Here is a 24,418-nt window from a genome sequence, read left to right on the forward strand (position 1 = left end):
GTCATCCCCATGCCCTGCGGCCCCGCGCGGGCGCCCCGCGGTGCGGTTCGCCGGGATGCGGTCTTACTGGCCCTGTGCGCGGTAGCGGGCCTCGGTGGCCTCCTTGGCGGGGCGCCACCAGGACTCGTTGGCGACGTACCAGTCGATGGTCCGCTTGAGCCCCTCGGCGAAGTCGGTGTGGGCCGGCCTCCAGCCCAGCTCGCGCTGGAGCTTGGTGGAGTCGATGGCGTAGCGGCGGTCGTGGCCGGGGCGATCGGCGACCCAGTCGAAGTCCTCGGGGTCCTTTCCCATCGCCTCGAGGATCATGCGCAGGACGGTGATGTTGTTCTTCTCGCCATTTGCGCCGATGAGGTAGGTCTCCCCCATCCGGCCCTTGGTGAGGATGTCCCAGACGGCAGAGGAGTGGTCCTCGGTGTGGATCCAGTCGCGGACGTTCTCGCCGCGGCCGTAGAGCTTGGGGCGCACGCCGTCGATGATGTTGGTGATCTGCCTGGGGATGAACTTCTCCACGTGCTGGTAGGGGCCGTAGTTGTTGGAGCAGTTGGAGATCGTGGTGCGCAGGCCGTAGGTGCGGGTCCAGGCGCGGACCAGCATGTCGGAGGACGCCTTGGTGCTCGAGTACGGGCTGCTCGGGTGATACGGCGTCTCCTCGGTGAACTTGGCGGGGTCGTCGAGCGCCAGGTCGCCGTAGACCTCGTCGGTGGAGACGTGGTGGTAGCGGATGCCGTATTTCCTCACGGCCTCCAGCAGGCGGAAGGTGCCCTCCACGTTGGTGCGCAGGAACGGCTCGGGGTCCGCGATGGAGTTGTCGTTGTGGCTCTCGGCGGCGTAGTGCACGATCGCGTCGTGGCCCGGCACCAGCCTGTCCAGCAGCTCCGCGTCGCAGATGTCGCCCACGACGAGCTCCACGCGGTCCGACGGCAGGCCCGCGATGTTCTCGGGGTTGCCGGCGTAGGTCAGCTTGTCCAGGACGGTGACGTGGACGCCCGGGTGGTTGTTCACGACGTAGTGCACGAAGTTGCTGCCGATGAAGCCGCAGCCGCCAGTGACGATGATATTCTTGGGTTCGAAAATCTCAGACATGAAAATCCAATCTGAAGCATGTACAGCTTCTTTAGTATGCCGCAGGAAGTGACGCCGCGACGCTATTCAACAAAACTATCGGACATTTCGGCATGCGATAAGAGCCATAACCTTCGCAGAATTACCTCCTGTACAAAACGCCTCCGGAATGCAGTCTTCATCGTAGTGAAAAACCGAATCCCCAGTTATTTTGCGTAAGAAAAGTCCTGTTTTGGCGCCGACCGGGAAATAGCATAACGATGATTCCCGCGATCTTGATAAACAGGGACGAAAGAATGGTATTTTCCGCTCGTCTTAATCTTGTAAATCTCATCCACGCTATACGGAAGATTGGGGAAATCAGCCCTTGAGATCAGCACGAAATAATTCGAGGAATACAGCACATGATGGGCAAACTCATCAGAATTGATCTCTTTTAAGCCCTCATCGACAAATACAATCGAGTCATGAACGGACGAAAGCTGGTTTCGCCAATCATAATCGGTCAGGGCGACACAGGGACAATCGCATTGCAAGGAAACGCCCGACTGCTCGCCCGTTCGCATGTAGTCTGCGACCATGTCAAACAGTGTCGTCTTACCCGTGCCACTATCGCCACGCACAATAGTGATGTTCCGCTTGATGGTAAATGTGTACTTAGTTCCCCTGCGGCGGGAAATCTTAACGAGATGCGAACCGTTCATAAGCAGTACCTACAGATACGGAATCGACTCGTGAATCAATTCGGCCATGTTGTGAACGATTCGGCCACTATTCACGACTTTAATTTTAAAATCCTCGCGACCAAAGCCCATCACATGATAGAGATTCACAACAAGCTTGCGGTCTTTCGCCATGTCGAGAATCCACTTGGCACAGTTGTCACCACAGGTAGAAGCGTTAAAAATTTGCTTACGATCAAATCTCATAAGCAGCAGCGTTTTCACGCCACCAGAAAGCTGGAGTGGGGAGATGGATCCAAGCACAGGGCTTTCGATGACGTTTTCGGAGACAACATCCGATCGATCAACATCTTTAATTATCGAGACTGCATAGGGATCCGTAATCCAAGAAGACCGGTAAGAGTTTTTGAAATATGTCGCTGTGTTGTAAATCGCTTCTGGCATATCGCCAAAGTAGACGCTTAACACATCCACTCCCAATCATATTGTCTTTATGGTCAACGTAATCATAACGAAAGGGGCCACCAGATAAACGGTGGCCCCTGAAAGAAAACAAGCTTGCGCTAGTACTCGCGCGGGCTGTTGACGATCTCGCCGGCGGCGACCTTCTTCAGGTGCTGGCCGTAGACCGACTTGCCGTAGGCCTTCACGGCCTCCTCCAGCCCGGCGGTCGTGATCCAGCCGTTCTCCCAGGCAATCTCCTCGGGGACGGACACGGGCAGGTCCTGGGAGTGCTCGACGGCGCGGACGAACTCCGCGGCCTCGTGCAGGCTCTCCATGGTGCCGGTGTCCAGCCACGCGTAGCCGCGGCCGAGGGTCACGACGGACAGCGTCCCCTCCTCCAGGTACATCTGGTTGAGCGTGGTGATCTCCAGCTCGCCGCGCGCGGAGGGCCTCACCTCGTGCGCCTTGGCGGCCACGTCGCCCGGGTAGAAGTACAGGCCGGTGACGGCGTAGGAGCTCTTGGGCTCCGCGGGCTTCTCCTCGATGGACACGGCCCTGCCCTCGCCGTCGAACTCAACGACGCCGAAGCGCTCGGGGTCGTCCACGTGGTAGCCGAAGACCGTGGCCCTCCCCGACTCGGCGTTCTGCACGGCGCGCGTCAGGTGGCGCGACAGGCCGTTGCCGTAGAAGATGTTGTCGCCGAGCACCAGGGCGCAGGGCTCGCCGGCGATGAACTCCTCGCCGATGGTGAAGGCCTGCGCCAGGCCGTCGGGGCTCGGCTGCTCGGCGTAGGAGAGGTTCACGCCGTAGCGCGAGCCGTCCCCGAGCAGGCGCTCGAAGTTGGGGAGGTCGGTCGGCGTGGAGATGACCAGGATGTCCCGGATGCCCGCCAGCATGAGGGTGGACAGCGGGTAGTAGATCATGGGCTTGTCGTAGACCGGCAGCAGCTGCTTGGAGGTCACGAGCGTGAGCGGGTACAGGCGCGTGCCGGACCCGCCGGCGAGGATGATGCCTTTCATAGAATTCCTCTCAGTTGACAATCGTTAGGCAAAAGCTGCTAATTGCAAACAACGATTAGACAAACATATTTATTAAAATTATATGCGCCAGCAGCGGCTTCCTCCTCATTCTCTTTAAAACGGACAGTAGAAACACGTAACTCTTTCTGCATTTATCGCGAGGTAGGAAATGAATAAGTACAATGAGCAGTGTCCAACAAACGAAAGGCAAACAATGCGAGTCGAAACAACCGGAGTATGCAGAGGAAACTGGAAAATCTACCAGCAGCTTAAAATAGAAGGCATCCATGAAGGCTCCAGCATAAAAGCTCAAGCGGCAACGGTTGACGACCGCCGTTTACCTTTGTCTCTTCTAAAATTCAAGGACAATAACGGCGAATCAGACTCATACGTTCTTGTAATCCCCGACCCCGACACCCGATCCATTAAAGTTGAGTTTAGCGAAATCGGCAAAGACGGTCGTAACCTGAGCAGCGACTCCCTTTCGCTCAATTGCAAGAACATCAAATGGGAGTCGCGTCTTAACTACAAAATTAAACCTGACATGTGCAGCAAACTCAGAAATTACGATGACGTTTCAGAGTTTGAGATGGCGACGATTGATTTTTGGCAGTGCATCGAAGATTCAAACGAGTATATCCTGAGGTGCACGGTTAGAACACCGTACCGCAACGACTCGCAAATCAAACTTCGCTGCCTCGATCGGTTCCTCAATGAGGTTGAGCTGAGCATAGTCAACTTCGGCTCAAATGTAACGAGTGTTGGATTTACATCCGAGAAAAAACAACTTGAAACACAGCTCTCGATCCGCATGCCAAAGGCGTTTGATCGTTACTACTTTATAATTGGCGATCAAAATCACCCTTCATTCAGTGCATTTGACTGCTTAACGCCTGATAAATTAGGCTTGCTTCTTGAGGAGACCAACTTCCTCTTTACCCATGCGCAGTTTGACCCTGAATACCCCGAATGGTTTACAGAGCATAAGGCAACCATTGGCGCACTGGAGAAGCAGAGAAAAATCGTCTTCAATAGCGCTCCGAAATTCAGCATCATTGTCCCTCTTTACAACACGCCCATTTCGTTTTTTAACGATATGGTCGAATCCGTAAAAAACCAGTCTTATGCAAACTGGGAGCTCCTCCTAGTTAATGCAAGCCCTGACAATCAGGAACTAAAGGCTCGCGTTGAGCAGGAAACAGCCCGCGACAACAGAATTAAGTCAATTAATCTTACCGAAAATAAGGGTATTTCCGAAAACACAAACGCAGGCGTTGCCGTAGCTTCGGGCGATTTCGTTAGCTTCTTTGACCATGACGACATTCTTGAACCGGACTTGTTGTTCTCATATGCCGAGGCAATTGAAAACAATAATGACGTCGATCTTCTTTATTGTGATGAAGATAAACTCATGCCCGATGGAAAGTTAGCGCAGCCGTTCTTTAAGCCGGATTTCAATATCGATCTGCTCAGAAACAATAACTATATCTGCCACATGCTTACCATCCGTAAGTCCCTGCTAGACACTCTAGAGCCGAACACAAAAGAGTTCGATGGAGCACAGGATCATAATCTGACTCTCCGCGCCGTGGAAAAGGCAAGGAAAGTTCATCATGTTGCGAAGGTTCTATACCACTGGCGCCTAAGCGAGACCTCCACCGCAGCAAATGCCGATAGCAAGCCGTATGCCACTATCGCAGGTATCAAAGCGGTCCAGAGTCATTTGGACAGGCTTGGGCTCAATGCGAAGGTCGAACAAGCGCGTCGTCCCTTTACATATAAAGTAACCTACGCTGTGCCAGATTCCCACCCACTCGTGTCAATTATCATCCCGACTAAAGACCACGCCGACATTCTGAACAACTGCATTACATCAATTGTTGAGAAATCAACGTACGACAATTACGAGCTCGTCATAATCGAAAACAACAGCACAGAAAAGGTGACGTTCGATTATTACGATAAGTTGCAAGCAAAATATCCTGACATCGTTCGTCTTGTAACTTGGGAACACGAATTCAATTTCTCCAAGCTCATGAACTTTGGCGTTGCTCACGCCAAGGGCGACTATCTCTTGCTATTGAATAACGATACTGAGGTAATTACGCCCAATTGGATCGAGACCATGCTTGGCATCTGCGCACGTGAGGATGTTGGCGCAGTCGGTGCAAAACTCTACTATCCCGACAACACCATTCAGCACGCGGGCCTATGCGTCACTGGCGGCGTGGCGGGACATCTTTGCCAGAGCATGCCAAGGAATAATTGGGGCTACTTTGCACTCAACGATGCGCAACAAGACTTCAGCGCTGTCACTGCAGCTTGCATAATGACCAAGCGTAGCGAATATGAGAAAGTCGGAGGTTTCACCGAAGAGCTTCAAGTTGCATTTAATGATGTTGACTTTTGCTTAAAGCTACGCGAGATTAACGACCTGATCGTATACACGCCCGAAGTCGAGCTCTATCACTACGAGTCGATTTCTAGAGGCGTTGAAAACAATACGGAAAAGCAGATTCGGTTCCACAAAGAAGTCGCATACATGAATTATCGCTGGGCAAAATACTATGTCGAAGGCGATCCGTACATTAACCCAAATTTCAGCGTGGGAGAACCCGGAAATCGCTACTATCATTTATAAAGTGTTAGCTTAATTCTGCGCTTTCTAATTTTAGCCTTATTAAAATGCGACTAATAGATAAGGGAATCGAGGGTCAACCCTCGATTCCCTTACTATGAATAATTGCATTCCATACATGATATACAGTTAAGAAGCGTTTGTGATTCGATACACAAGCAGGCGTTGATTCCGCATGCTGGCCAGAATCCGCATCATTCCAAAGGCGTATTTAAAACCCAGCCCCACTGTGGTATAGCGGTAGTGTGGTAGTAGTTCAGCCACCAAGCAAGTGATGTTGTCCTGATGTAACCGATGTTATCCATAACCATACCGTTTCCGATATAAATAGCAATATGGCCCCAGCGGGCACCAGCACTTGTATGAGTATGCGTAGGGACCGCAACGATCATTCCAACTTTAAGCTGAGATATATCTCGGCTGTAACACCAATTCCAGAACATGTCGCATGCGTCGCCGTTGGGATATGACCCCAGCACGGGGTAAAACACATGGCTAACCCACTCCGAGCACAGTCCCGCCCCAGGAGAAGGAACGCTATGGCAACGATTAACGATCTGGGACTGCAAGGAGGCGCGCGCGGAGTGCTCAGGCTCCACCCAAGCACCTGAGGCATTAAAGAAATACTCGGAGTCTCCAATTCTGTTCCAGCCATTTACCATTTGTCCAGAAGACATAAGGTAGTACCACGTTCCATCATCATCGAGGAACCAGCCAGTATTCATGGCTCCGGATTCGTTGTCGAGGTGATACCACCTACCGTCAATGAATCGCCAACCGCGCTGCAGAACCCCGTCTGAGTCTGTGTAAAACCACAACTGTGCAGCTGAGGACCAATACCAGCCAGCGACAGGCTTTCCCTCGGGATCCCTGAGCTTAATTCCACCCGCGCCGTCCTTGACGCCCGAAAGCACAATCGCACCACTGCTGCACGCATAATATACGTTTTCATCTTGTGAGAAGACCCAAGTGTTGCACTTTAATGCACCGCCGCTATCCGGATCCAAATAATAAATGGAGCCATTTACAGTTTGAAATCCTTCCAGCATGGCGCCATTATTATTGGGGTCTAGCAAATACCAGCTAGAACCATTGTAAAACCACCCGGTACGAATCTCTCCCGATGCGTTGGAGCAATACCATGCCCCATCGTTAATAAACCAACCGGAGCTCATAGAACCGGATTCGGAAAAATGATACAAAGAGCCGTTAACAAGCCTAAAGCCCGTAGCCATTAATCCAGAAGGCTCAAGCCAGTACCAAGTATTGCCAAGGAGTAACCACCCGGTCTGCATAGCGCCCGAACTGTCCAAATAGTACCAGCTATCATCAATTAAAACCCAGCCGGTCTTCATTGAACCCGATGTCTCGTCAAGGTAGAACCAGCGCCCACCGGTGGCAGCCCATCCCTTCAAATGTGCACAGGAGTTAGAAAATAAATGCCAGCCATCGTTCAAGTATTTCCAGCCAGTAGCTGCATAACCTTCGGAATCAAAATAATACTCCGCCCCTCTAATGGACAGAAAACAGTTTGACGGCCAACCACCAGCCTCATATCTCCACCACCATTTACCGTTTTGGTAGGCCCAAGAACCAGGAAGAGCGATGTTATTATCAGAGGAACGAACGATCTGGAACGACAGTTGAGAGGTAACGCCGGCGTAATTCCCTAGCCCATTCACTCTTATAGTGGCGCAACCAGGGGCAACATTATCTGAATACGTGACTTCATAATCGATTCCGCTTGCTAGCACAGAACCGCTGGCAGTCAAAACAGAGACATCAGGAGTAATCACATCGCCAGTATATTCATATATCGACGAATCGATAGATGCTTTGAAATTATCGGAATCCAAAGTCAAACGATCGCTACCTGATGTCCCAAATGCTTCCTGACCCGATTGAACCAAAGAGCCATCAGTGCCTTCAGCCACGCAATCTTCAGTTAATGAAAATGCGATTGCGGGCCATAAAAGAGAGATAAAACAAATAGATGTTAGACAAACCACGCTGATTAAACTCAGATGTCGATTTTTCATCATTTTTCTCTTCTCGCCAAATCAAATTAACCTTTGAATATCCAGATGCAGTCGACCCAGAGATGCAGTTCCCAAATTAATTAATATGCAAGACAACTCGCTTGATACGTTGCACCAGATAAAACGATAAGACACTCAACATAGGGATTGTCTATTTGTTAGACAATCCACAACCAGCAGTCGAGCGCGATCAATGGTGCACAAACTTAGGAGCCCTAATGAGGGATAGCCGAAGGAACTGAATCAAACCATGTATTGAGCTCATTCATGATCAGACCTTTTCTCAAGCTCTTTTTCGAGCAGGGCAATCCTATGAGTAAGGTTTTTGATCGCCAAAACATGACGACTCGCGGCAACGCTAAGAGACAGAGAGATTGCAAGCAACAGCACGATTGCACCCAAAAAAAGGAAATTGGCCGGGTTGACAAACCCAATAGCTGTTGAGCAACTATAAATAATCTGAGGACATAAATCACAGATCAAGGCCGCCATACACATCAAAATCCACAGCAAAGAGTACTTAAGAAGCATCTTTCCGTTGGACACGAGACGTAAAACATAGACGAGGAATCCGCCGAAAAAGAGGGCCGCACCAATCCTCAAAATAAGATTCATTATTTGTCTCCCCTATGAACCCAGCACACAAGGACAATGGCTAACGTAACCTTGACCATATAGTAGACGGAAGAGAAGCCCCCGATAGATGAACGTCCACCTTGGCGCTCATTCATCTTTACAGGCGCTTCCATAACGGGAAGACCAAGCTTCATAGCCAAAGCAATCGACTCTGGCTCCGGGTAGTCATCAGGATAACTCTTGCAGAACAGGTCGATAGCATCTTTATTGCAGGCCCTAAAGCCAGAAGTGGGATCGGTGACCACCTTACCCGTAAGCAACTCGAGCAAAAATGAAAGCCACCTGATTCCAACACGACGCATAAAAGTTGATTGAAAACCATCAGTCTCAACCAGAAATCGAGAGCCTATCGCCAAACTCGCACCGCTCTCAATCAGCTTTACAAGCTCAGGAATATAAGAAGGATCATGTTGGCCATCGCCGTCAACCTGAATGTCGATATCATAGCCAAATCTCTGGGCATATTTATGGCCCGCTTGGACCGCTCCACCGATACCAAGGTTCTGCGGCAAATCCAATATGTTGATACCATGCTCTCGACAAAGCTCAAGCGTTGTATCTTGTGAGCCGTCGTTGATTACGACATAGTCATAACCCGCAGCTTTTATAGCTGCAACGGTATTGAGAATGCACTCCTGTTCGTTATAGGCAGGAATTATTACGAGAACACGCAGATGTCCTTTTGAACATGTCGTTGAAGTAAAAGACAATCGAGATTCATCCATTCCAAAAACAGTTGGCTCTTAGCGACGCCCAAAGAATTTGCGACTCTTACAGTCCAACGCATAGCTTAACTCCGACTTAAGTTTACTGTATCCTGTCTAACCATTAGGAAGATACATCTCAAGCTTAGATATTTAGCTTGCTCAACTAGGGCACACATGGAGTCCCCATCCATCACCGCAGGAAAAGGACCCCTTGCAGTTCTGCCTCAAATACGGGGCGCATGTCCTGAGCGAACCCTCAACGCCGTCCTATTCGATCCAATCGAATCCAACTAATTGCCCACTCCTACTATAACCATGACCTATATCGCTAATTTAGAAAAAACGGATATACAGAAGCTCGAACATCACAAAATACAGCAGCGCAAATGGAGCCCCGAGCATAAAGGCTGTAACTTTAGCCTTCACCTCCTCATCGCAGTAAATAGGGAACCTGAGCAATAGACAGGCAAAAGGTATTATCAAAGGTATGAGATATCGCGCTTGGACACCCGCAACTGTCTGGCTTCCAACTCCTGTAAAAGCGATGTATAGAGCCAAAGCAACTAGGTGGCAAGTAGCAAGAACCAGGAATAGAGTCCAAACAATTCCGCAACGGCTAAGCTTTATTTTAGTATCTTTTTCATTATCAATAATGCAAATAGCTTCAAACAGCATGATGGGGAGATACGAAAGCCATGGGAACAGATTAGACACGTCCCCAAGATAAGCCATATTCGTTGATATTGAATTGAGAAACGCCGGGGTCAGCATCGATCCAAAAACGAAATTCGAGATTACAGCTATAGTTCCAACTGGATTTGCAAGCACTCCCGTCGTTTGACCAGCCGTAGAGACTTCGGAGCCACCACGTGCATCAGAAATATTATTTACGACAGATGAGAAATATGGCGTCAAGAAAGATAGGATCATAATGGCACAAACGAATAGAGCAGTACCAATCAAGATACGTCTTTGCTTGCTTGAAACATATTTATTTGCAGGAATTAAAAGCGCAAGTCCAAATAAGGGAAAATAAATCGCTTTAGCTGCAAACCCGATTGCAAAAGATAGTAGAAATGCGAAGAACGTTTTAGCAGAAATATCCTCTTCAGAAATAAGCATCTTCAACAAAAGAGCTGTTCCTAGCAAACTGAACGATATCACACAGGGATCATACGAGTAACTGGCTGCCATTAACACAGCAGACGGGAACAACGCAATACAAGTGAAAAGACATTTTCTGCAAGGGGCTATACGAATTGCGATTCCGCAGATAACTGCATACGCAAACAAATTAAAAATTTTACCCAATGCAAATTTGATAGAGAATGGGAGATGAAGCAAGCGACCCAAACAAAGGCCGATAGATGAAGGAATATAGGCAATTTTAGAAAGAGCCACACTATCAAAACAATTAAAACGTTCGATACCTTCAGCTAAATCATTTTTATCAGCCTCTCTGACCAATTGCTCAACAGAGCCACGGTTAAACTCTCTTGTTTCATCTATTGGGTACTTACCCAAAGCTGCATCCAAACTAAAGCCGTCCCCCATATAAAACTGCTCGACTATCATTCGGTCAGAATTTGTTATTTCAGCATTTGTGAGGTAGGAAAAACTGTTTGCATTTCCATAGTGGACCTCATCATCCCATGTCAAAAAATTTGTAACGGGAAAGCAAATAATTACGGATAGACCAATTGAGACAATGCATGCGAAAGCGAACAGTTCGGGCTTCAGATAAGAAATGCCCCCATTAATAGCAATCAATCCGATCAAAACCGTAATGGGCAAAGCAGACGCGAACAACACCGTCTTTGACTTATCGAGCGGAATGCCAATAAAAGCGATTAAAACAGCAAAGCCAACAAAAACCGCCAAATAAAAGAAACACTTCTTAGCATCAGTTTTCTTAACCGAGGTTACGAAGCTCTTCATCAGGCCATAGCAAAGCTCAATTCCCTGGAACGCTAAAACTAAATGAAAGCATATAACCAGACCTGAGATATTCCATGCACCAAGACCGAAGGGGCCAAACGTCTTCGCGCCAGCCAATATGATGAAAACTAGCAGAAAGCTGCTGAGGATACTGGACGCGACGAGAACGGTTATCTGACGAATAGCATCACCGCTCGACTGTGATTTCGGTTGCAAATATAAGCACGCAACAGCAACGACATCGCAAAAGAGTTCAAGAATGAATAGATTTAAATTCTTATAGTGCAATGATGTCGCGACAGCTAACAAAAGAAGTCCCAGCCCAAAGATGGCAAGCGCGTACTCGCTTTTCTTAATTGCAGGATTATTCAAAACGTGCATCTCCAACTAAAGACAAAATCGAATAGGATAAGTCGACAATAACAAATTCGGGTCTTAGATCCAACTTCACTCAAAAGCTAAGTAAAAGCCAGCCAAGTATCACTTAGCAAATACAAAACGCCTTCTCGACATCTATAGCAGTGGCGTCCCAGCTATATCGATTTTCAACAAGGGCCCTAGAGTTTCGAGACTGTAGAGAAAGCAGCTTTCGATCATCAAAAAGCCTGCATAATGCCGAAACCACCTCATCAGATGACATGGACTGAATTATCGTGCCGTAGCTATCATCTGGAATAAGCTCGTGCGCGCCTCCCACATCTGTTACCACAGCAGGCGTTCCGCAAGCTGAAGCCTCAAGAAGTACCGTCGAAAAGCCTTCGGACCGAGTTGGAAGACAAAGCACATCTGCTTGCTGAAGTAAGGAAGAAATATCCTCTGTGTTACATCTCCCAAGCCAAAACAAGTTAGACGAACAGGCTTCCTTGACCTCATTAGCCAGCGGACCATCCCCTGCAAGAACAAAACAAATATCACGCTTGGTAATATCTTTTGTGCGAGCCGCCTCAATAATTGAATTAATTCCCTTTTCAGGAATAAGCCGCCCGACAAAAGCTACAACCAAAGATGACTGAGGGATACCTAATTCAGATCGGAAATCTCTCCCCGAAGAAATACTCCTATAGAATGAGGCATTGATTGAGTTTGAAATGACGCCCTTTGCAGTGATATTAAAGTGCTGAAGCCATTCAACACTTTTAGAAGAAATCCCATAGAAATCAGGGTCAAACGTCTTTACGCGATCCGTAATCCAATCCTCATATCGGCGCACAAAAAAATCAAGGAGTGGCTGATTGAAGGAAAGATACGCTGAGCCGTGGTCGAGAACGACAGCCTTAGCACTATGATCCGCAGCAAACCTCAGCCCTTCGAGCGAGAGAGGGAAAAGTCTCGTGTTTATCAGAACACCATTCCACTCATAATCATCAAGGGTTTGCAGGAGTCGGTAATAATCACTGGTTTTTTTGGGAAGAGGAAGTCTTCCATCAAGTAACGGAATGCAAGGAAGACGAATTACCTCCAGGCCGTTTTCGACTGAATGACCGACTCCCACGCGCATCGAATCATTAGTAACGATAACCACCCTATCGCCGCGTGCAGTCAAGGCATGAGCGAGACCATCGACAAAATTACCAATTCCACTAAGTTGCGGGTGATAATGGTGAGTGAAAATACAAATAGAGGAGCTCATCACATAACCTCATCTGATATAGATGTCATATCCTTAATTCTGTGCCGTCCAGACTTCCCCATCTCCAAAGTCGAGCAAGAGCGGAAGATGGGTATGTCGATTATCCGGTGACGGTATTTTTTTCCAATCGCCATACATCGTTGTAAGATATTTATCCGTCATACGAGGAACAGGGAATTCACTGCCTTCGAAAACCGCGCTGCTCAGAGGGAAAATCTCTGAAATAGGCACTGGCGCCATATTCGGCCAGCTTAACGTCAGACAGTAATCAGAGACCTCACCCGTATTTGAGTCGGCAATACAGGAATCGAACAAATCCTGGTAAGAGCATGCGCCTCGAGAAACCAGTTGTTCCACCACGTGCATAGCAGAACAACCAATTTGCTCGAGTTGACCAAGGAACCCTTTATGAGGGACAACAATGGAAGAAGAATGATATAAATAGGCTCTTTTCTGTGCAATTGATGCAGTTCGGACTTGCTGTGCACGAAGGCGTTTATCTGTATAGAGCTGGTCATATGGAAAGATGTCGACAAAAATGCCCATCGAACTGGAAGCCTCTCGAGCCTCTTGATTCTCGAAGCGAGTTCCATCGCGATACACCTTAGCAAACATCGCAGCATAGCCAGTAGTATTCCGCGATGTATGGAGCGAATATCCTTCCGGTAACCCACCCTCGGCTAAAGAGCAAAAGCGGTCATAATCTGAACGCATCATTCCGATATCTATATCATCATCCCAAGGGATAAACCCCCTATGACGCATTGCTCCTAAACATGTTCCACCGTCAAGCCACCACCTGATGCCGTGCTTAGAGCAGAATGCGGCGACAACCTGAAGGATATCCAATTCAGTGTTTTGAAGCTTTAATAGCGCGTGAGCTTTAGACATCATCGGCCTATCTCTTTTCCCCGAACCATTGTTGCGTCTGTTTCCCCAAAACAGAAGACTGATAAATAAGGCAAATGGCATTGGATATAAGCGCCGATACAGTAGGGCCATTTAAGCCAAACAGCATTTGCGCAGGAGCCATAACAGCGACAGCACTAATTAAGGACAGCATGCTGCCAACAAATACCCCTCGGTAATTATCAAGAGAAACCAACAAATCGTTGACAAACCAAGCGATGCCAGTCAAAAAGGCACAAGCCAACATAGGCTGAAGGAGATCGGTATGTTTAGCTATTCCAGCGCCATAAAACAGTGACAGCAATAATTTACCGAAAAAGAAAAGGGCAACTGAAGATATGACACCGACAAAAAAGATGCCAGCAAGTATTTTACCTATGAGCGAAAAAAAGGACTTTTCTCTAGAATGGTAACGCTCTACTAGATAACCTAATAAAGGATTATAAATATAGGTCGCACCCATTTGGATAATTGCCACAGGTGCAGCAACTGATGCATAAATACCCAGAGCAGAATCTCCGAATGAATAAGATAAATACTGCCTGGGAATATTCGGCGCCGCAGAAGCAGCAATGCCGCCCAGAACGATGGGCAAACAGCTACATAGGAAGGCTCTGACCTTCGCTCGGCTAATTCCAAGCTTGATTGCAGAAATCCGATTTGATCTTGGATAATCGTAAATAACTCCGATGCCTATTGTCACTACCGTCATAAGCAACAGTGCACCTTCGAGGCTATTAAAAAATCCAAAGACAAGAATGAATGAAAGGAGAGAGCCGATGCCCTGCATTATGAGGGATTTCCCAATATAGTCCATCCTATGACCAACCTGATCATTAGCATGCATGACATCAATGACTAAGCCAGCGGTTTTATAGAGAGCATACAGAAGAATAGCGGGCACCGTACCAATACGACACGTTGCAATGGAATAGACGGCTAACATTGCAAACGCTATAAAAGTAGTAAAGAAACGAAAAGTCAGGTATTCACCAGCAGAGTTTTTCCTTTCAACATCTGCAATTTGCACCGTGTACATCCTGTATTGGGCTAATTGAGAAAACATGTTGAAAATAGACATAGCCAGCGAATAAATGCCTGCAGCACTATATCCATCAGACAGCCGAACGACCAAAATGGTGATAAGCCACTGACAGCCTAAATTAGTCAACGAACCGACGGTATTCCAGAACATATTATGTTTAATCGAAAGAGTCTTCTCTGTGGCCTTCACAAATATAAGCGCCCTTCTAAACCTGTCGAAATGAGGATACGGAGCTATCTCGCAGCTTTAAGTTCTTTTAAAATCAAAATAAACAGCCAATTCGGCACAAGACGTATAATGATATCTGCTTTAGCGATAGACGGGCAAGCTCGTCGGTATTTAAGTAAACCAATTATGGAGCGCCGCTCCCTTGCTTCAGCGAACCCCAATATTTCCTTTAGATGCGGTGAATCGGGAAATCTATCGGCAAATCGCCTAGCAGTATCAACCCTGTTTTTAACTCTTGTCGAATACCAATCATCTTTTGAAGAAACACCTGCAAGGAATCCAGTTTCGTTACCACCATGTCGACGATACTTAACCAAAGGAGTCATAGTAAAGCTGCACTTCCCCAGTTCACTGCAACCCAATGTCAACCACAAGTCATGTGCAGTCGATTCCGGAAAGGGAATCATCGACTTCGCCGCACTCGCATCTAACATGAGAGCCATACCAATGCCGTAACATACGCTTGCGGCCTGTACAGTAATATCCTCTCCAGAGCACCAATTTACTTCCGGCGAATTAGGATGAGCTTTCCTATAACTCTTTACCAGAATATTTCCGTTTTCGTCAATTACCGATCTATCACAAACATCTAGAATTGAGCCTTCTTCTAGCATATGGTTGAGCGAAACTTCAACTCTATTAGGCTCCCAAATATCATCCTGATCGCAAAGTACTACGTAATCCCCTTCCGCCAAGGAGAGCAGCGCCTCGAACGATTTGACATAACCGAGATTATTATCACCGTGATAATACCGATAGGCGTTTTTCGTTATATGCGCTTGGATAAACCGCTCTAATGAATCCGATTCAGGGCAGTCATTTCTAACTAGAAGCGTAAGCGGAAACGTTTGTTTATCTATCGAATCAAGTTGTTCCGCGAAAAACTTAAGATCGGGTTTATAAGCTGAGAGAAGTACGCATACGCCAATATCATTTCCCATTTCTATTTCCAAAAATCCTCCCAAATTCATTGCTTAAAGATTATCAAAGCACCCTCAGTTAAAAGAAACTCTTTTAAAAATAGAGTATTTATCCCTGTCTCTTAAAACGAGTGCCTAATATCAATAAGTAACAACCTTTGTTCCATAAGGAATGTTATCGTAAATCCATTTTGCATTCTGAATCTCAAGGCGTACGCATCCAGCAGAGGATGGAACGCCCATCGTGGGATCCATCACGCGGTTGCTGTTGACGTAGTAGGGTGAGGAATGGAATAAGTAATCACCATAGAACTGCGTGTAGTAATAGCAAGTATATCCATGCCCAAAGGAGTATCCCTTACCGTAGACTTGATACTCCCCTATCACCGTAGGCGTGCTAGCTTTTCCCGTCGAACATACATATCGACGGTTTAAGGACCAGTTATTCCAGGATCCAGTGTAAATACTCGTAACGCAACGTGACGTATCGACAAGTATCAGCCAATTTGTATTGCTTGAATAACTTTGAGCCTTAGCATCCATATAGTCTGACACCCACGCGCCGTTAGCCATAAAGAAATTCCAGGATCCGTCCACAACGCGCCAGCCAGTAGCCATAGCTCCACTAGCATCAAGCCAATACCAGGTGGCGCCCAGATTGAGCCATCCTTTCTGCATATAACCAGACGAATTCAAGTAATACCAAGATCCGTTAACGGCAACCCAACCGGTTTTCATAGCATAAGTGGACGGATCTAAATAGAACCAGGAGCCATCCTTGTACAGCCAGCCAGATCGTGCATAGCCAGCGGTCTCATCAAAAAAGTACCATTTTCCGTTAACGTTCTTCCATCCAGCGCAGGGGGAGCCATCGGTTGAATCAGCATAGAACTTACAGCCTCCAAGCATCACAAACCCGTGAGCTTCGGCCAATTCGCCATCGCCGTTTGATGTAAACAGTTTTCCATTACGCAATGCTCCACACAATGAGCAATCAGAACCAGCAAAAGCCTTAGATGGCTCATCCTGAACCGAGTCCTGGACATCTACCCATTCACGACAAGCAACAGCGCCTGAAGCTTTTGCATAATAGCTTTTCCCATTTACAGAAAAATGACCAAGAAGCATTTTACCGTCGGCGGCAGGATCGAGATAATAGTATTGACCACCGCCCTTCAGCCATTCAGTCTTTATAATGCCCGACGCTTGAGAAGGCTCAGCGTAATACCAGTCTCCATCGCTCATAAACCAGCCAAGTGACAACGCTCCCGTTGAAGAAAAATGATACCGGTTGGATCCGATGACATAAAAGCCGGTAGCCATTCTATTGTCATTTGCGACATCGAGCCAATACCAAACGCCATTCACCAAACGCCAGCCCGATGCAAGTGCGCCGGAACCGTCAGCGTAATACCAGTCCGTCCCATCAAACGCCCAGCCAACAGCCATTGCGCCGGAATCCGATAAATAGTAACGAGACGAACCGACAGAAACGATTCCTCTAGACATAACACCATCATTGGCGGGATCAAGCCAATACCAGTTATTGCCAGTTTGAAGCCAGCCGGTTAAGACTTCACCATTGCTACCCCAATACCATAAACCGTTATCAAGGTACCATCCATTAATCAGTCCATAGGTTCCAAGAAGATAAGGGTGCCCATCAATAACACGTCGACCAGTAGCCATAGAACAGCTGTTAAGGGAGTCAAACCAGTACCATTGGTCTCCAATAAACTGCCATCCACTTGCCAAAGCGCCTGACGGACCCGCGTAATACCACTTATTTTCAGTAAAAATCCAGCCGCAGCTCATTGCGCCGTCACGAGCGGGGTCCAAATAAAACAACGAGCCGTCAACATTCTGCATTCCGGTCAAACGGCAGTCGTCAAGATAGTAATACCAGGACAAACCGTCCCATTGCCATCCAGATAGTTTTTCCGTCGTCGACGAGTCTTGGCTTTCGACAACCTGTGGATTCGAATCTTCCGCTGTTTTGCCAGCATAATCGTTGGAATCTTGAGCGAGACCGCCGCCGACAAAAGCACCCGACCCTTCCGTCGAGTCGCGCTCTACGATATCGTTATCCGCCCCCTCTTCCATGGCATAAGCAGTGCAAGAAAACGCGGGGGCGAAAACCGAGAGCGAGGCGGATAGTAGCACCAAGCCGATTGCTCGCCAGCAAATTCGATGATCAATCCGAGCATTCATTTCAGGCCCCCAACCGGTACCGACTGTCTTACAAGGAATCAATTAGATAAACGGACGGGCTGCGCCGATCACATTTCCCCTAGCGCTGACGGGATGAATACCGACACCCTGATGAGGCCAGGAGTCAATCATCATACCGCCGCCAAGTGCGATTGCGATATGCCCGCGATAATAAATCACATCGCCACGCTGAATCGAGCTGGTGCTCACGGGCATAAAGATGTTGCTTCGATACCAATTCATCGAATTGTAGGTTTGGCTTGGATCCCAGCGATGGTTATAAGGGTTGTAAACACCCATATCCATGCCAGTAGCATAAAGACATTGCAAGACAAAACCAGAGCAATCAACAGCCCCGCCGGGAGCGGTAGACCAAGGCTCAATATATTGCGTACCGATATATTCGTAAGCACGCTGAATAAAGGCATTCACGCAATCTTCCCGCGTCGCTTCGACAGAAATGCGAGAAGGAGTCACATAGGTAAAGTAGCCAGTGCAGTAGCTAGGCAACTGAACAGTCCAAGAGCTGACCTGGGGATACTGCGGAGGATTTTGCCAGCCAACCTTGTCGCACTGGCCATCGCTCCAGAAAATTCGACGCACGCCATCGATGGTTCTTGCGCCTGTTGCCATAGCACCGCTGCCGTCTAGCCAATACCACTTACCCGAATCTTTAAGCCAGCCAACATGCATGCTGCCGTTGGAGTCAAGGTAATACCATGTTCCATTGAGGCATTTCCAACCAGTTGCCATTTTTCCGTCGGCGTTTAGGTAATACCATGCACCGTCAGTAAAAACCCATCCAGTTTTCATCGCACCAGAATCGGCATCAAGCCAATACCAATCGCCATCAATCTGCAGCCATCCACGATGAATGACGCCCGTTCCGGGCTCAGCATAAAACCTTTGATTTGCAACATTAACCCAACCGGACGCAACCTGCCAGCCATCAGCTCCAGCTGTTTTTAGGATAGTACCGTTTTCGCGGATCACATCTTTGCAAAGATATCCATTGCCATCGGCATATCTTTCTACGCCGTCTTTAACGGTAATCCAGCTTGACACCACAAGTCTACCGCTCAGGTTTGCGAAACAATCGTTGCCGCCCACCTCAAATAAGCCCGTTTTCATGAGATGGCTAGCAGGGTCCAGGTAATACCAACTCACGCCCTCTTTATACCAGCCAGAAATAAGCGCGCCAGATTCAGAGGCAAAATACCAGCCGTCCTCGGACTGAGCCCAACCAATAGCCATAGTCCCATTCGAATTCAAATAATATGCTGCATTGCCAAGGTCTAAATACCCAACAGACATTTTGCCGTCGGAAGCCGGATCGAGATAATACCAGGTTCCGTTAACGAGTTGCCAGCCAGTGACCGCAATACCATTAGAGCAGTAATACCAATCTACTCCATCTTTGAACCATCCATTTACGAGGCCATAGTCGCCAAAAATGTAGGTTCTTCCATCAATCTTTTGACGACCCTTAAACATGATGAACGTCTGTGGGTCAAAATAATAGCGAGCCCCACCTATCGTTTGCCATGACGAAGCAAGGGCACCCGATGAATAAGCCCAGTACCAATTCCCGTCAACGAGAATCCAGCCGGTTTTCATAGCACCAGTGGCATCTAAATAGTATTTCCCGCTCCCGAGGTCGACAAAACCAACCTGCATTATATGGGTGGCAGGATCCAGGTAATACCATGTGCCGTCTTGATAAAACCAACCAGCAGCTAAATCGCCTCCAGCATTGGCATAAAACCAATTTCCATCTGAGTTACGTAGCCAGCAGTTCTGATATAGCGCGCCAAAAGGCGTTGCGGCATTGCCGTCATTCGCATAAAACGAAGCAGTCGATCCGCCAGCATCGGTCACATTGAAATAACCTGTCTGCATTGCACCATCATTGGCTGGATCAAGCCAATACCAATAGCCCCCGCTTTGCAGCCAGCCAGTTTGGTGTTTACCGTTTTTTCCGTAATACCAAACTCCAGACGACTCGTCTCGTTGCCAGCCATCTTTTATGACGGAAGAATTATCAGGTTGCAAATCATCAGAAACCACAGAAGAAAAATCCGCTTTTGACTCAATACTCTGAGCCTCAACGGAATCCTGTGCAAACGCGACATTCGCACTCAGGGGCAAGCAGCAAGCAGTGATTAATGACGCAGCAGCACAAACAAGCGTGGCCTTCTTTTCGAATCGATACATAAGCGACCCTCCCAGATATCTCATTTATTTATTTTAATCCACATTCCAGGATTGATTTTCGTTACTGTCTGTTCAGTCTATGTAGATAAGTATATTAAATTGAACATAACGTTCAATCATTCTATTCTTTCCCTAAGCAATGAACATCTTAATTGGAGGCCTGCAGTGGAACTGACCAAGCGTAACTTTACTGTTCTGTACGAATACCTAAAGAACCCATATGCCAGCCAGCGAGAAGTTGCCGAGCGCACTGGCCTCTCACTTGGATCGGTAAACGCAGCAAATAAAGAGCTTACGAATGAAGGCCTTCTCGAATCGGACAGCCTAACCGACAACGGTTACGAAGCACTTCACCCCTATAAGGTTGAAAACGCAGTGATATTGGCTGCGGGGCTTTCGAGCCGCTTTGCTCCCATTTCGTATGAAAAGCCCAAAGGCCTTTTAAAGGTACGTGGTGAGATTCTCATCGAACGTCAGATTAGGCAGCTGCAAGACGCAGGTATCAGCAATATCACCGTCGTTGTCGGCTATAAAAAAGAGTATTTCTTCTATCTCGAAAGCAAGTTCGGCGTTTCGATTGTCGTCAACAACGAATATGCATCCAAAAATAACCACGCATCGCTTATGTGCGTAAAAGAGCGGCTTGGCAACACCTATATTTGTTCAAGCGATGATTACCTTCTAAACAATCCGTTTGAAGCATACGTTTGGAAAGCATTTTATTCTGCTCAATATGCTGAAGGCGCCACCAAAGAATGGTGCATTCAAACCGGAGCAATGGACAGAATCACCAATGTTACGATTGGCGGTTCCGATGCTTGGTATATGCTCGGACATGTCTACTTTGATAAAGCCTTCTCGCTTGCATTTAAGCAGATTCTCGAAACGGAATATAACAAGCCCGAAACAACGGACAAGCTTTGGGAAGATCTATATATCGAGCACATCAAGGAGCTCGATATGGTGATCAAAAAGTATCCTGAGGGCGAGATCAACGAATTCGATTCTCTTGATGAACTGCGTGCCTTTGATCCGCATTTTATCGAAAACGTTGACTCCGATATTTTCGATAACATCGAACAAGTGCTCGGCTGCTCCAAATCAGAGATTCACGACGTTTATCCCCTTAAACAAGGTCTTACGAATCTATCGTGCCACTTTAGAACCAATGACGGAGAGTACGTTTACCGCCATCCGGGAGTCGGGACCGAACTGCTTATTAACAGAAATGGAGAAGTAGCCGCACTTAAAAAGGCCAAGGAACTCGGCCTTGACGACACGTTCATTCATGAGGACCCAAAGCGCGGTTGGAAAATTTCGAAGTTTGTACCCAACGCAAAGCAGCCTGATCCGCATGATGATGCCCAAATGAATCGAATGATGCAGATGTGTCGTTCGCTTCACGAGAGCGGTGCAAATGTCGAAACCGAATTTGACTTCTACCTCGAAGCGAAGCGCTACGAATCACTTCTTCTGGAAAAAGGCCCTATCGACATTCCAGGCTACAGGGAAATGGCCGCCGAAATCGATGAATTGGAGCACTTTGTCCAGGCCGACAATGCGCCAAAATGCCTTTGTCACAATGACTTCTTTTACCTCAATTTCCTTATCGATGAAAACGACAAGTACTATCTCATTGACTGGGAATATGCTGGCATGAGCGATTATGCAAACGATTTTGGAACGTGCAGTGTCTGCTGCGAGCTTTCCGAAGATGAAGTCGACCGCGCGCTTGATGCATATTTTGGGCGCAAGGCAACAAACAACGAAGTTGCACATAACTATGCGCACATTGCCCTTGCAGGATGGTGCTGGTACCTCTGGTCTCTTCTGAAAGAAGCCGAAGGCGACTTCGTAGGCGAATGGCTCTATATCTACTTCAATTACAGTGCCAAATACCTTAAAAAGGCACTGGAGATCTATCGAAAAGGTGAGTAACGATGCAATTCGGCTTTTTTAGCGGTCTTCTTTGGGGCCTTGATACAGTAATACTTGGAATCGGTTTGGCGCTCGCGCCCTATATTGGATCGGCGGAAGCGCTTGCATGTGCCTCCATTGCGGGATCTTTTCTCCATGATGCCTTCTGTGCGATCTGGCTCTTTGGGTACATGGGAGTTCGAGGCAGATTAAAAGACACGCTCGCTGCACTTAAAACTCGTTCGGGCAAGGTCGTCATCGCCGGCGCACTGCTCGGTGGACCTATCGGAATGACCGGATACGTATTGGCGATTAATAATATCGGAGCAGCCTACACGGCAATTATATCCGCCTTCTATCCCGCTGTCGGAGCATTCCTTTCTTTCGTGCTGCTGAAGGAGAAAATGGGCAAAGGACAGATTCTTTCCCTTCTCGTTGCTCTTTGCGGCGTAATGACGATGGGCTATCTATCGGCCGGATCGAGCGAGATTGCAAATGCCCCCCTCGGCTTACTCGGCGCGGTGCTTGCTGTTATCGGATGGGGATCCGAAGCGGTGCTGTGCGCATGGGGAATGAAAGATGATGCCGTTGATGACGAAACGGCTTTGCAAATCCGCGAAACTACAAGTGCGCTTGTTTATGGAGTGCTTGTACTCCCCCTCTTCGGAGCATGGCATTTCACGCTGGGTGCCATCCCGAGCATGCCTACATTGATTATTGCACTCGCCGGACTCGCAGGAACTGCATCCTATCTGTTCTATTACAAGGGGATTGCGGCAATCGGAGCAGCGCGTGCGATGGCTCTGAATATCTCCTATTCGGCATGGTCGGTGGTCTTTGGCCTGATCTTGCTTGGAACAATTCCCGATATGGCATCCGTAATCTGCTGCGTTGTAATTGTATGCGGAACAGTTTTGGCAGCTAGTAACTGGGACGAACTATTTGGACGTAATAAGACGGCGTAGCTTGATTAACAATATAGTAAAAGGGGAGAGCTCGACGAGCTCTCCCCTTTTAGCATCATGGCTATTCAATTACCACAGCCTGGCTATCCATCTGTTGCCACGTGCCGAAGAACACCTGGGCATTTCGCGTAACATTGCCGTTAATCGAATCCGAAAGATAGACAATTCCCTGCTCGTCATCATAGCCTTTAAGGACTACGGCATGATTACCGCCCCACAGACCATAGGAATGCCCGTTATACCAACGAGCAGCATAACGGCCTCCTGGCCAACTTCCCCATTCGGTATTCCACATCTCAACAGGTTGTCCACAGGTCAGTCTGTTCTTAATGGAAGAAATTGACGAGAAAGAAACGTCTTTTGCCTGCATGATACTTCCCGCAGCGCGCAGAAAGTTATTACCAGCAATAGTAATCGCAGGGGCGACGCATCCCATGAGACCCCCGCTGCTACGCCTTGGGTTGCCATCAAAGGCGGTAACAAAGTTGCCGTTGCTTCCCTTGGGCAAGTAATAATCCGCAATAATCGTCTTACCTAAACCGAAACCATAGTAGTTAAGCAAGTTTGTAAGGGCAACCGACTCACAGCCAGTAGGAAGTTCCGGGTACTGCAAATAGCACGGGACATCGACCCAAGCGCCAACCATTGCGCCGGATGAACTGAACTTGTAGTCAGTAGAGCCGATCCAATACCAACCGTTGCTCAACATTACTCCCCCACGTGCGGCATCAAGGTAATACCATGTGCTCCCAAGGGAAAGCCATCCCGTTTTCATCGCGCCAGAAGCGGAATCCAGCCAGTACCAGTTGCTGCCATCGTTAAGCCAGCCGGTCGCCATTCGACCATCCGGGTTAAAGTAATACCAAGACCCAGCAATTTGCTGCCACCCAGTCAGAATTACTCCACTAGCAGAACAATAATATCGAGCACCCTGACTCTCAATCCAACCAGTTCTGGCATTACCGTCGTCGTCAATCAGCTGGATTCCCGAATCGGTCATGATGCCTTTAAGGTCAATTGCGCCGCTGGATGACGAATGATACATCCAAGACCCATCACCGTTTGACCAGCAATTAGCCATCATCTTGCCGGTACTATTAAATATGTATTCACATGATCCGATAGTTTGAACGCCCGTGGCCATGGCGTGCGTCGAGGGATCGAGCCAGTACCACGCACCGTTTAGGTTGAGCCAGCCGGAGGCGAGGGCGCC

General features: G+C 48.0%; 18 protein-coding genes. 3 read left to right on the top strand and 15 right to left on the bottom strand.

Annotation, left to right across the window (positions count from 1 at the left end; all coding sequences use genetic code 11):
- Positions 1-63: 63 nt before the first annotated feature.
- The 4 genes from rfbB to rfbA all read right to left on the bottom strand — a co-directional run bounded on the left by rfbB (position 64) and on the right by rfbA (position 3,208).
- Complete coding sequence (gene rfbB, locus AB5405_RS06485) at positions 64-1,083, bottom strand: dTDP-glucose 4,6-dehydratase (RefSeq protein WP_368137943.1); 1,020 nt, start codon at positions 1,081-1,083, stop codon at positions 64-66.
- Between the two features lie 185 nt (positions 1,084-1,268).
- Positions 1,269-1,766 carry a Fis family transcriptional regulator gene (locus AB5405_RS06490; protein ID WP_368137944.1) on the bottom strand — a complete coding sequence of 166 codons (498 nt, stop codon included), beginning with the start codon at positions 1,764-1,766 and terminating at the stop codon, positions 1,269-1,271.
- A gap of 9 nt (positions 1,767-1,775) precedes the next feature.
- On the bottom strand, positions 1,776-2,213 hold the full coding sequence (locus tag AB5405_RS06495; RefSeq protein ID WP_368137945.1) for a DUF4869 domain-containing protein: 438 nt from the start codon (positions 2,211-2,213) through the stop codon (positions 1,776-1,778).
- Positions 2,214-2,308: 95 nt separating this feature from the next.
- Entirely contained in the window at positions 2,309-3,208 is a 900-nt protein-coding gene (gene rfbA / locus AB5405_RS06500; protein ID WP_368137953.1) for a glucose-1-phosphate thymidylyltransferase RfbA, read from the bottom strand.
- Between the two features lie 169 nt (positions 3,209-3,377).
- Here rfbA and AB5405_RS06505 point away from each other — a divergent pair, with 169 nt between their 5' ends.
- Positions 3,378-5,849 (top strand): glycosyltransferase family 2 protein, encoded by a 2,472-nt coding sequence (locus AB5405_RS06505; protein WP_368137946.1) that lies wholly within the window; start codon positions 3,378-3,380, stop codon positions 5,847-5,849.
- Positions 5,850-6,040: 191 nt separating this feature from the next.
- Here the strand turns inward: AB5405_RS06505 and AB5405_RS06510 are convergent, their stop codons facing one another.
- From AB5405_RS06510 to AB5405_RS06555, 10 genes are all read right to left on the bottom strand, one after another.
- Positions 6,041-7,888: an N-acetylmuramoyl-L-alanine amidase family protein gene (locus tag AB5405_RS06510; RefSeq protein ID WP_368137947.1), complete on the bottom strand. Its 1,848-nt coding sequence runs from the start codon at positions 7,886-7,888 to the stop codon at positions 6,041-6,043.
- Between the two features lie 258 nt (positions 7,889-8,146).
- Complete coding sequence (locus AB5405_RS06515) at positions 8,147-8,500, bottom strand: DUF2304 domain-containing protein (protein WP_117786521.1); 354 nt, start codon at positions 8,498-8,500, stop codon at positions 8,147-8,149.
- Positions 8,500-9,231, bottom strand: coding sequence for a glycosyltransferase family 2 protein (locus AB5405_RS06520; protein ID WP_229025531.1), 732 nt, complete (start codon positions 9,229-9,231; stop codon positions 8,500-8,502). The genes AB5405_RS06515 and AB5405_RS06520 overlap by 1 nt, the downstream gene beginning before the upstream one ends.
- Positions 9,232-9,561: 330 nt before the next feature.
- On the bottom strand, positions 9,562-11,538 hold the full coding sequence (locus AB5405_RS06525) for a DUF2142 domain-containing protein (protein ID WP_158564980.1): 1,977 nt from the start codon (positions 11,536-11,538) through the stop codon (positions 9,562-9,564).
- Between the two features lie 112 nt (positions 11,539-11,650).
- The gene (locus tag AB5405_RS06530) at positions 11,651-12,796 is read right to left on the bottom strand and encodes a glycosyltransferase family 4 protein (protein ID WP_368137948.1); all 1,146 of its coding nucleotides are present in this window, start codon (positions 12,794-12,796) and stop codon (positions 11,651-11,653) included.
- 33 nt (positions 12,797-12,829) lie between these two features.
- On the bottom strand, positions 12,830-13,690 hold the full coding sequence (locus tag AB5405_RS06535; RefSeq protein ID WP_368137949.1) for a LicD family protein: 861 nt from the start codon (positions 13,688-13,690) through the stop codon (positions 12,830-12,832).
- A 4-nt stretch (positions 13,691-13,694) separates the two neighbouring features.
- Positions 13,695-14,939: an MATE family efflux transporter gene (locus tag AB5405_RS06540; RefSeq protein WP_147326478.1), complete on the bottom strand. Its 1,245-nt coding sequence runs from the start codon at positions 14,937-14,939 to the stop codon at positions 13,695-13,697.
- Positions 14,940-14,983: 44 nt separating this feature from the next.
- Positions 14,984-15,931 (bottom strand): glycosyltransferase, encoded by a 948-nt coding sequence (locus tag AB5405_RS06545; RefSeq protein ID WP_158566237.1) that lies wholly within the window; start codon positions 15,929-15,931, stop codon positions 14,984-14,986.
- A gap of 108 nt (positions 15,932-16,039) precedes the next feature.
- Positions 16,040-18,109, bottom strand: coding sequence for a L,D-transpeptidase family protein (locus tag AB5405_RS06550; RefSeq protein WP_368137950.1), 2,070 nt, complete (start codon positions 18,107-18,109; stop codon positions 16,040-16,042).
- Between the two features lie 42 nt (positions 18,110-18,151).
- Complete coding sequence (locus AB5405_RS06555; protein ID WP_368137951.1) at positions 18,152-20,323, bottom strand: NlpC/P60 family protein; 2,172 nt, start codon at positions 20,321-20,323, stop codon at positions 18,152-18,154.
- Positions 20,324-20,488: 165 nt separating this feature from the next.
- Between AB5405_RS06555 and AB5405_RS06560 the strand changes: the two genes are divergently transcribed.
- Complete coding sequence (locus AB5405_RS06560; protein ID WP_217495622.1) at positions 20,489-22,261, top strand: phosphotransferase; 1,773 nt, start codon at positions 20,489-20,491, stop codon at positions 22,259-22,261.
- 2 nt (positions 22,262-22,263) lie between these two features.
- Positions 22,264-23,205 carry a DMT family transporter gene (locus AB5405_RS06565; protein WP_117716690.1) on the top strand — a complete coding sequence of 314 codons (942 nt, stop codon included), beginning with the start codon at positions 22,264-22,266 and terminating at the stop codon, positions 23,203-23,205.
- A gap of 61 nt (positions 23,206-23,266) precedes the next feature.
- Here AB5405_RS06565 and AB5405_RS06570 read toward each other — a convergent pair.
- A partial coding sequence (locus tag AB5405_RS06570; RefSeq protein ID WP_368137952.1) for a C39 family peptidase occupies positions 23,267-24,418 on the bottom strand: 1,152 nt, incomplete at its 5' end.

The organism is Collinsella aerofaciens, from assembly GCF_040920445.1.
GTDB lineage: Bacteria > Actinomycetota > Coriobacteriia > Coriobacteriales > Coriobacteriaceae > Collinsella > Collinsella aerofaciens_BH.

Coding starts and splice junctions, on each gene's coding strand:
- rfbB (WP_368137943.1), bottom strand. CDS start 1,083: ATGTCTGAGATTTTCGAACCCAAGAATATCATCGTCACTGGCGGCTGC.
- AB5405_RS06490 (WP_368137944.1), bottom strand. CDS start 1,766: ATGAACGGTTCGCATCTCGTTAAGATTTCCCGCCGCAGGGGAACTAAG.
- rfbA (WP_368137953.1), bottom strand. CDS start 3,208: ATGAAAGGCATCATCCTCGCCGGCGGGTCCGGCACGCGCCTGTACCCG.
- AB5405_RS06505 (WP_368137946.1), top strand. CDS start 3,378: ATGAATAAGTACAATGAGCAGTGTCCAACAAACGAAAGGCAAACAATG.
- AB5405_RS06510 (WP_368137947.1), bottom strand. CDS start 7,888: ATGATGAAAAATCGACATCTGAGTTTAATCAGCGTGGTTTGTCTAACA.
- AB5405_RS06515 (WP_117786521.1), bottom strand. CDS start 8,500: ATGAATCTTATTTTGAGGATTGGTGCGGCCCTCTTTTTCGGCGGATTC.
- AB5405_RS06530 (WP_368137948.1), bottom strand. CDS start 12,796: ATGAGCTCCTCTATTTGTATTTTCACTCACCATTATCACCCGCAACTT.
- AB5405_RS06535 (WP_368137949.1), bottom strand. CDS start 13,690: ATGATGTCTAAAGCTCACGCGCTATTAAAGCTTCAAAACACTGAATTG.
- AB5405_RS06550 (WP_368137950.1), bottom strand. CDS start 18,109: ATGAATGCTCGGATTGATCATCGAATTTGCTGGCGAGCAATCGGCTTG.
- AB5405_RS06555 (WP_368137951.1), bottom strand. CDS start 20,323: ATGTATCGATTCGAAAAGAAGGCCACGCTTGTTTGTGCTGCTGCGTCA.
- AB5405_RS06565 (WP_117716690.1), top strand. CDS start 22,264: ATGCAATTCGGCTTTTTTAGCGGTCTTCTTTGGGGCCTTGATACAGTA.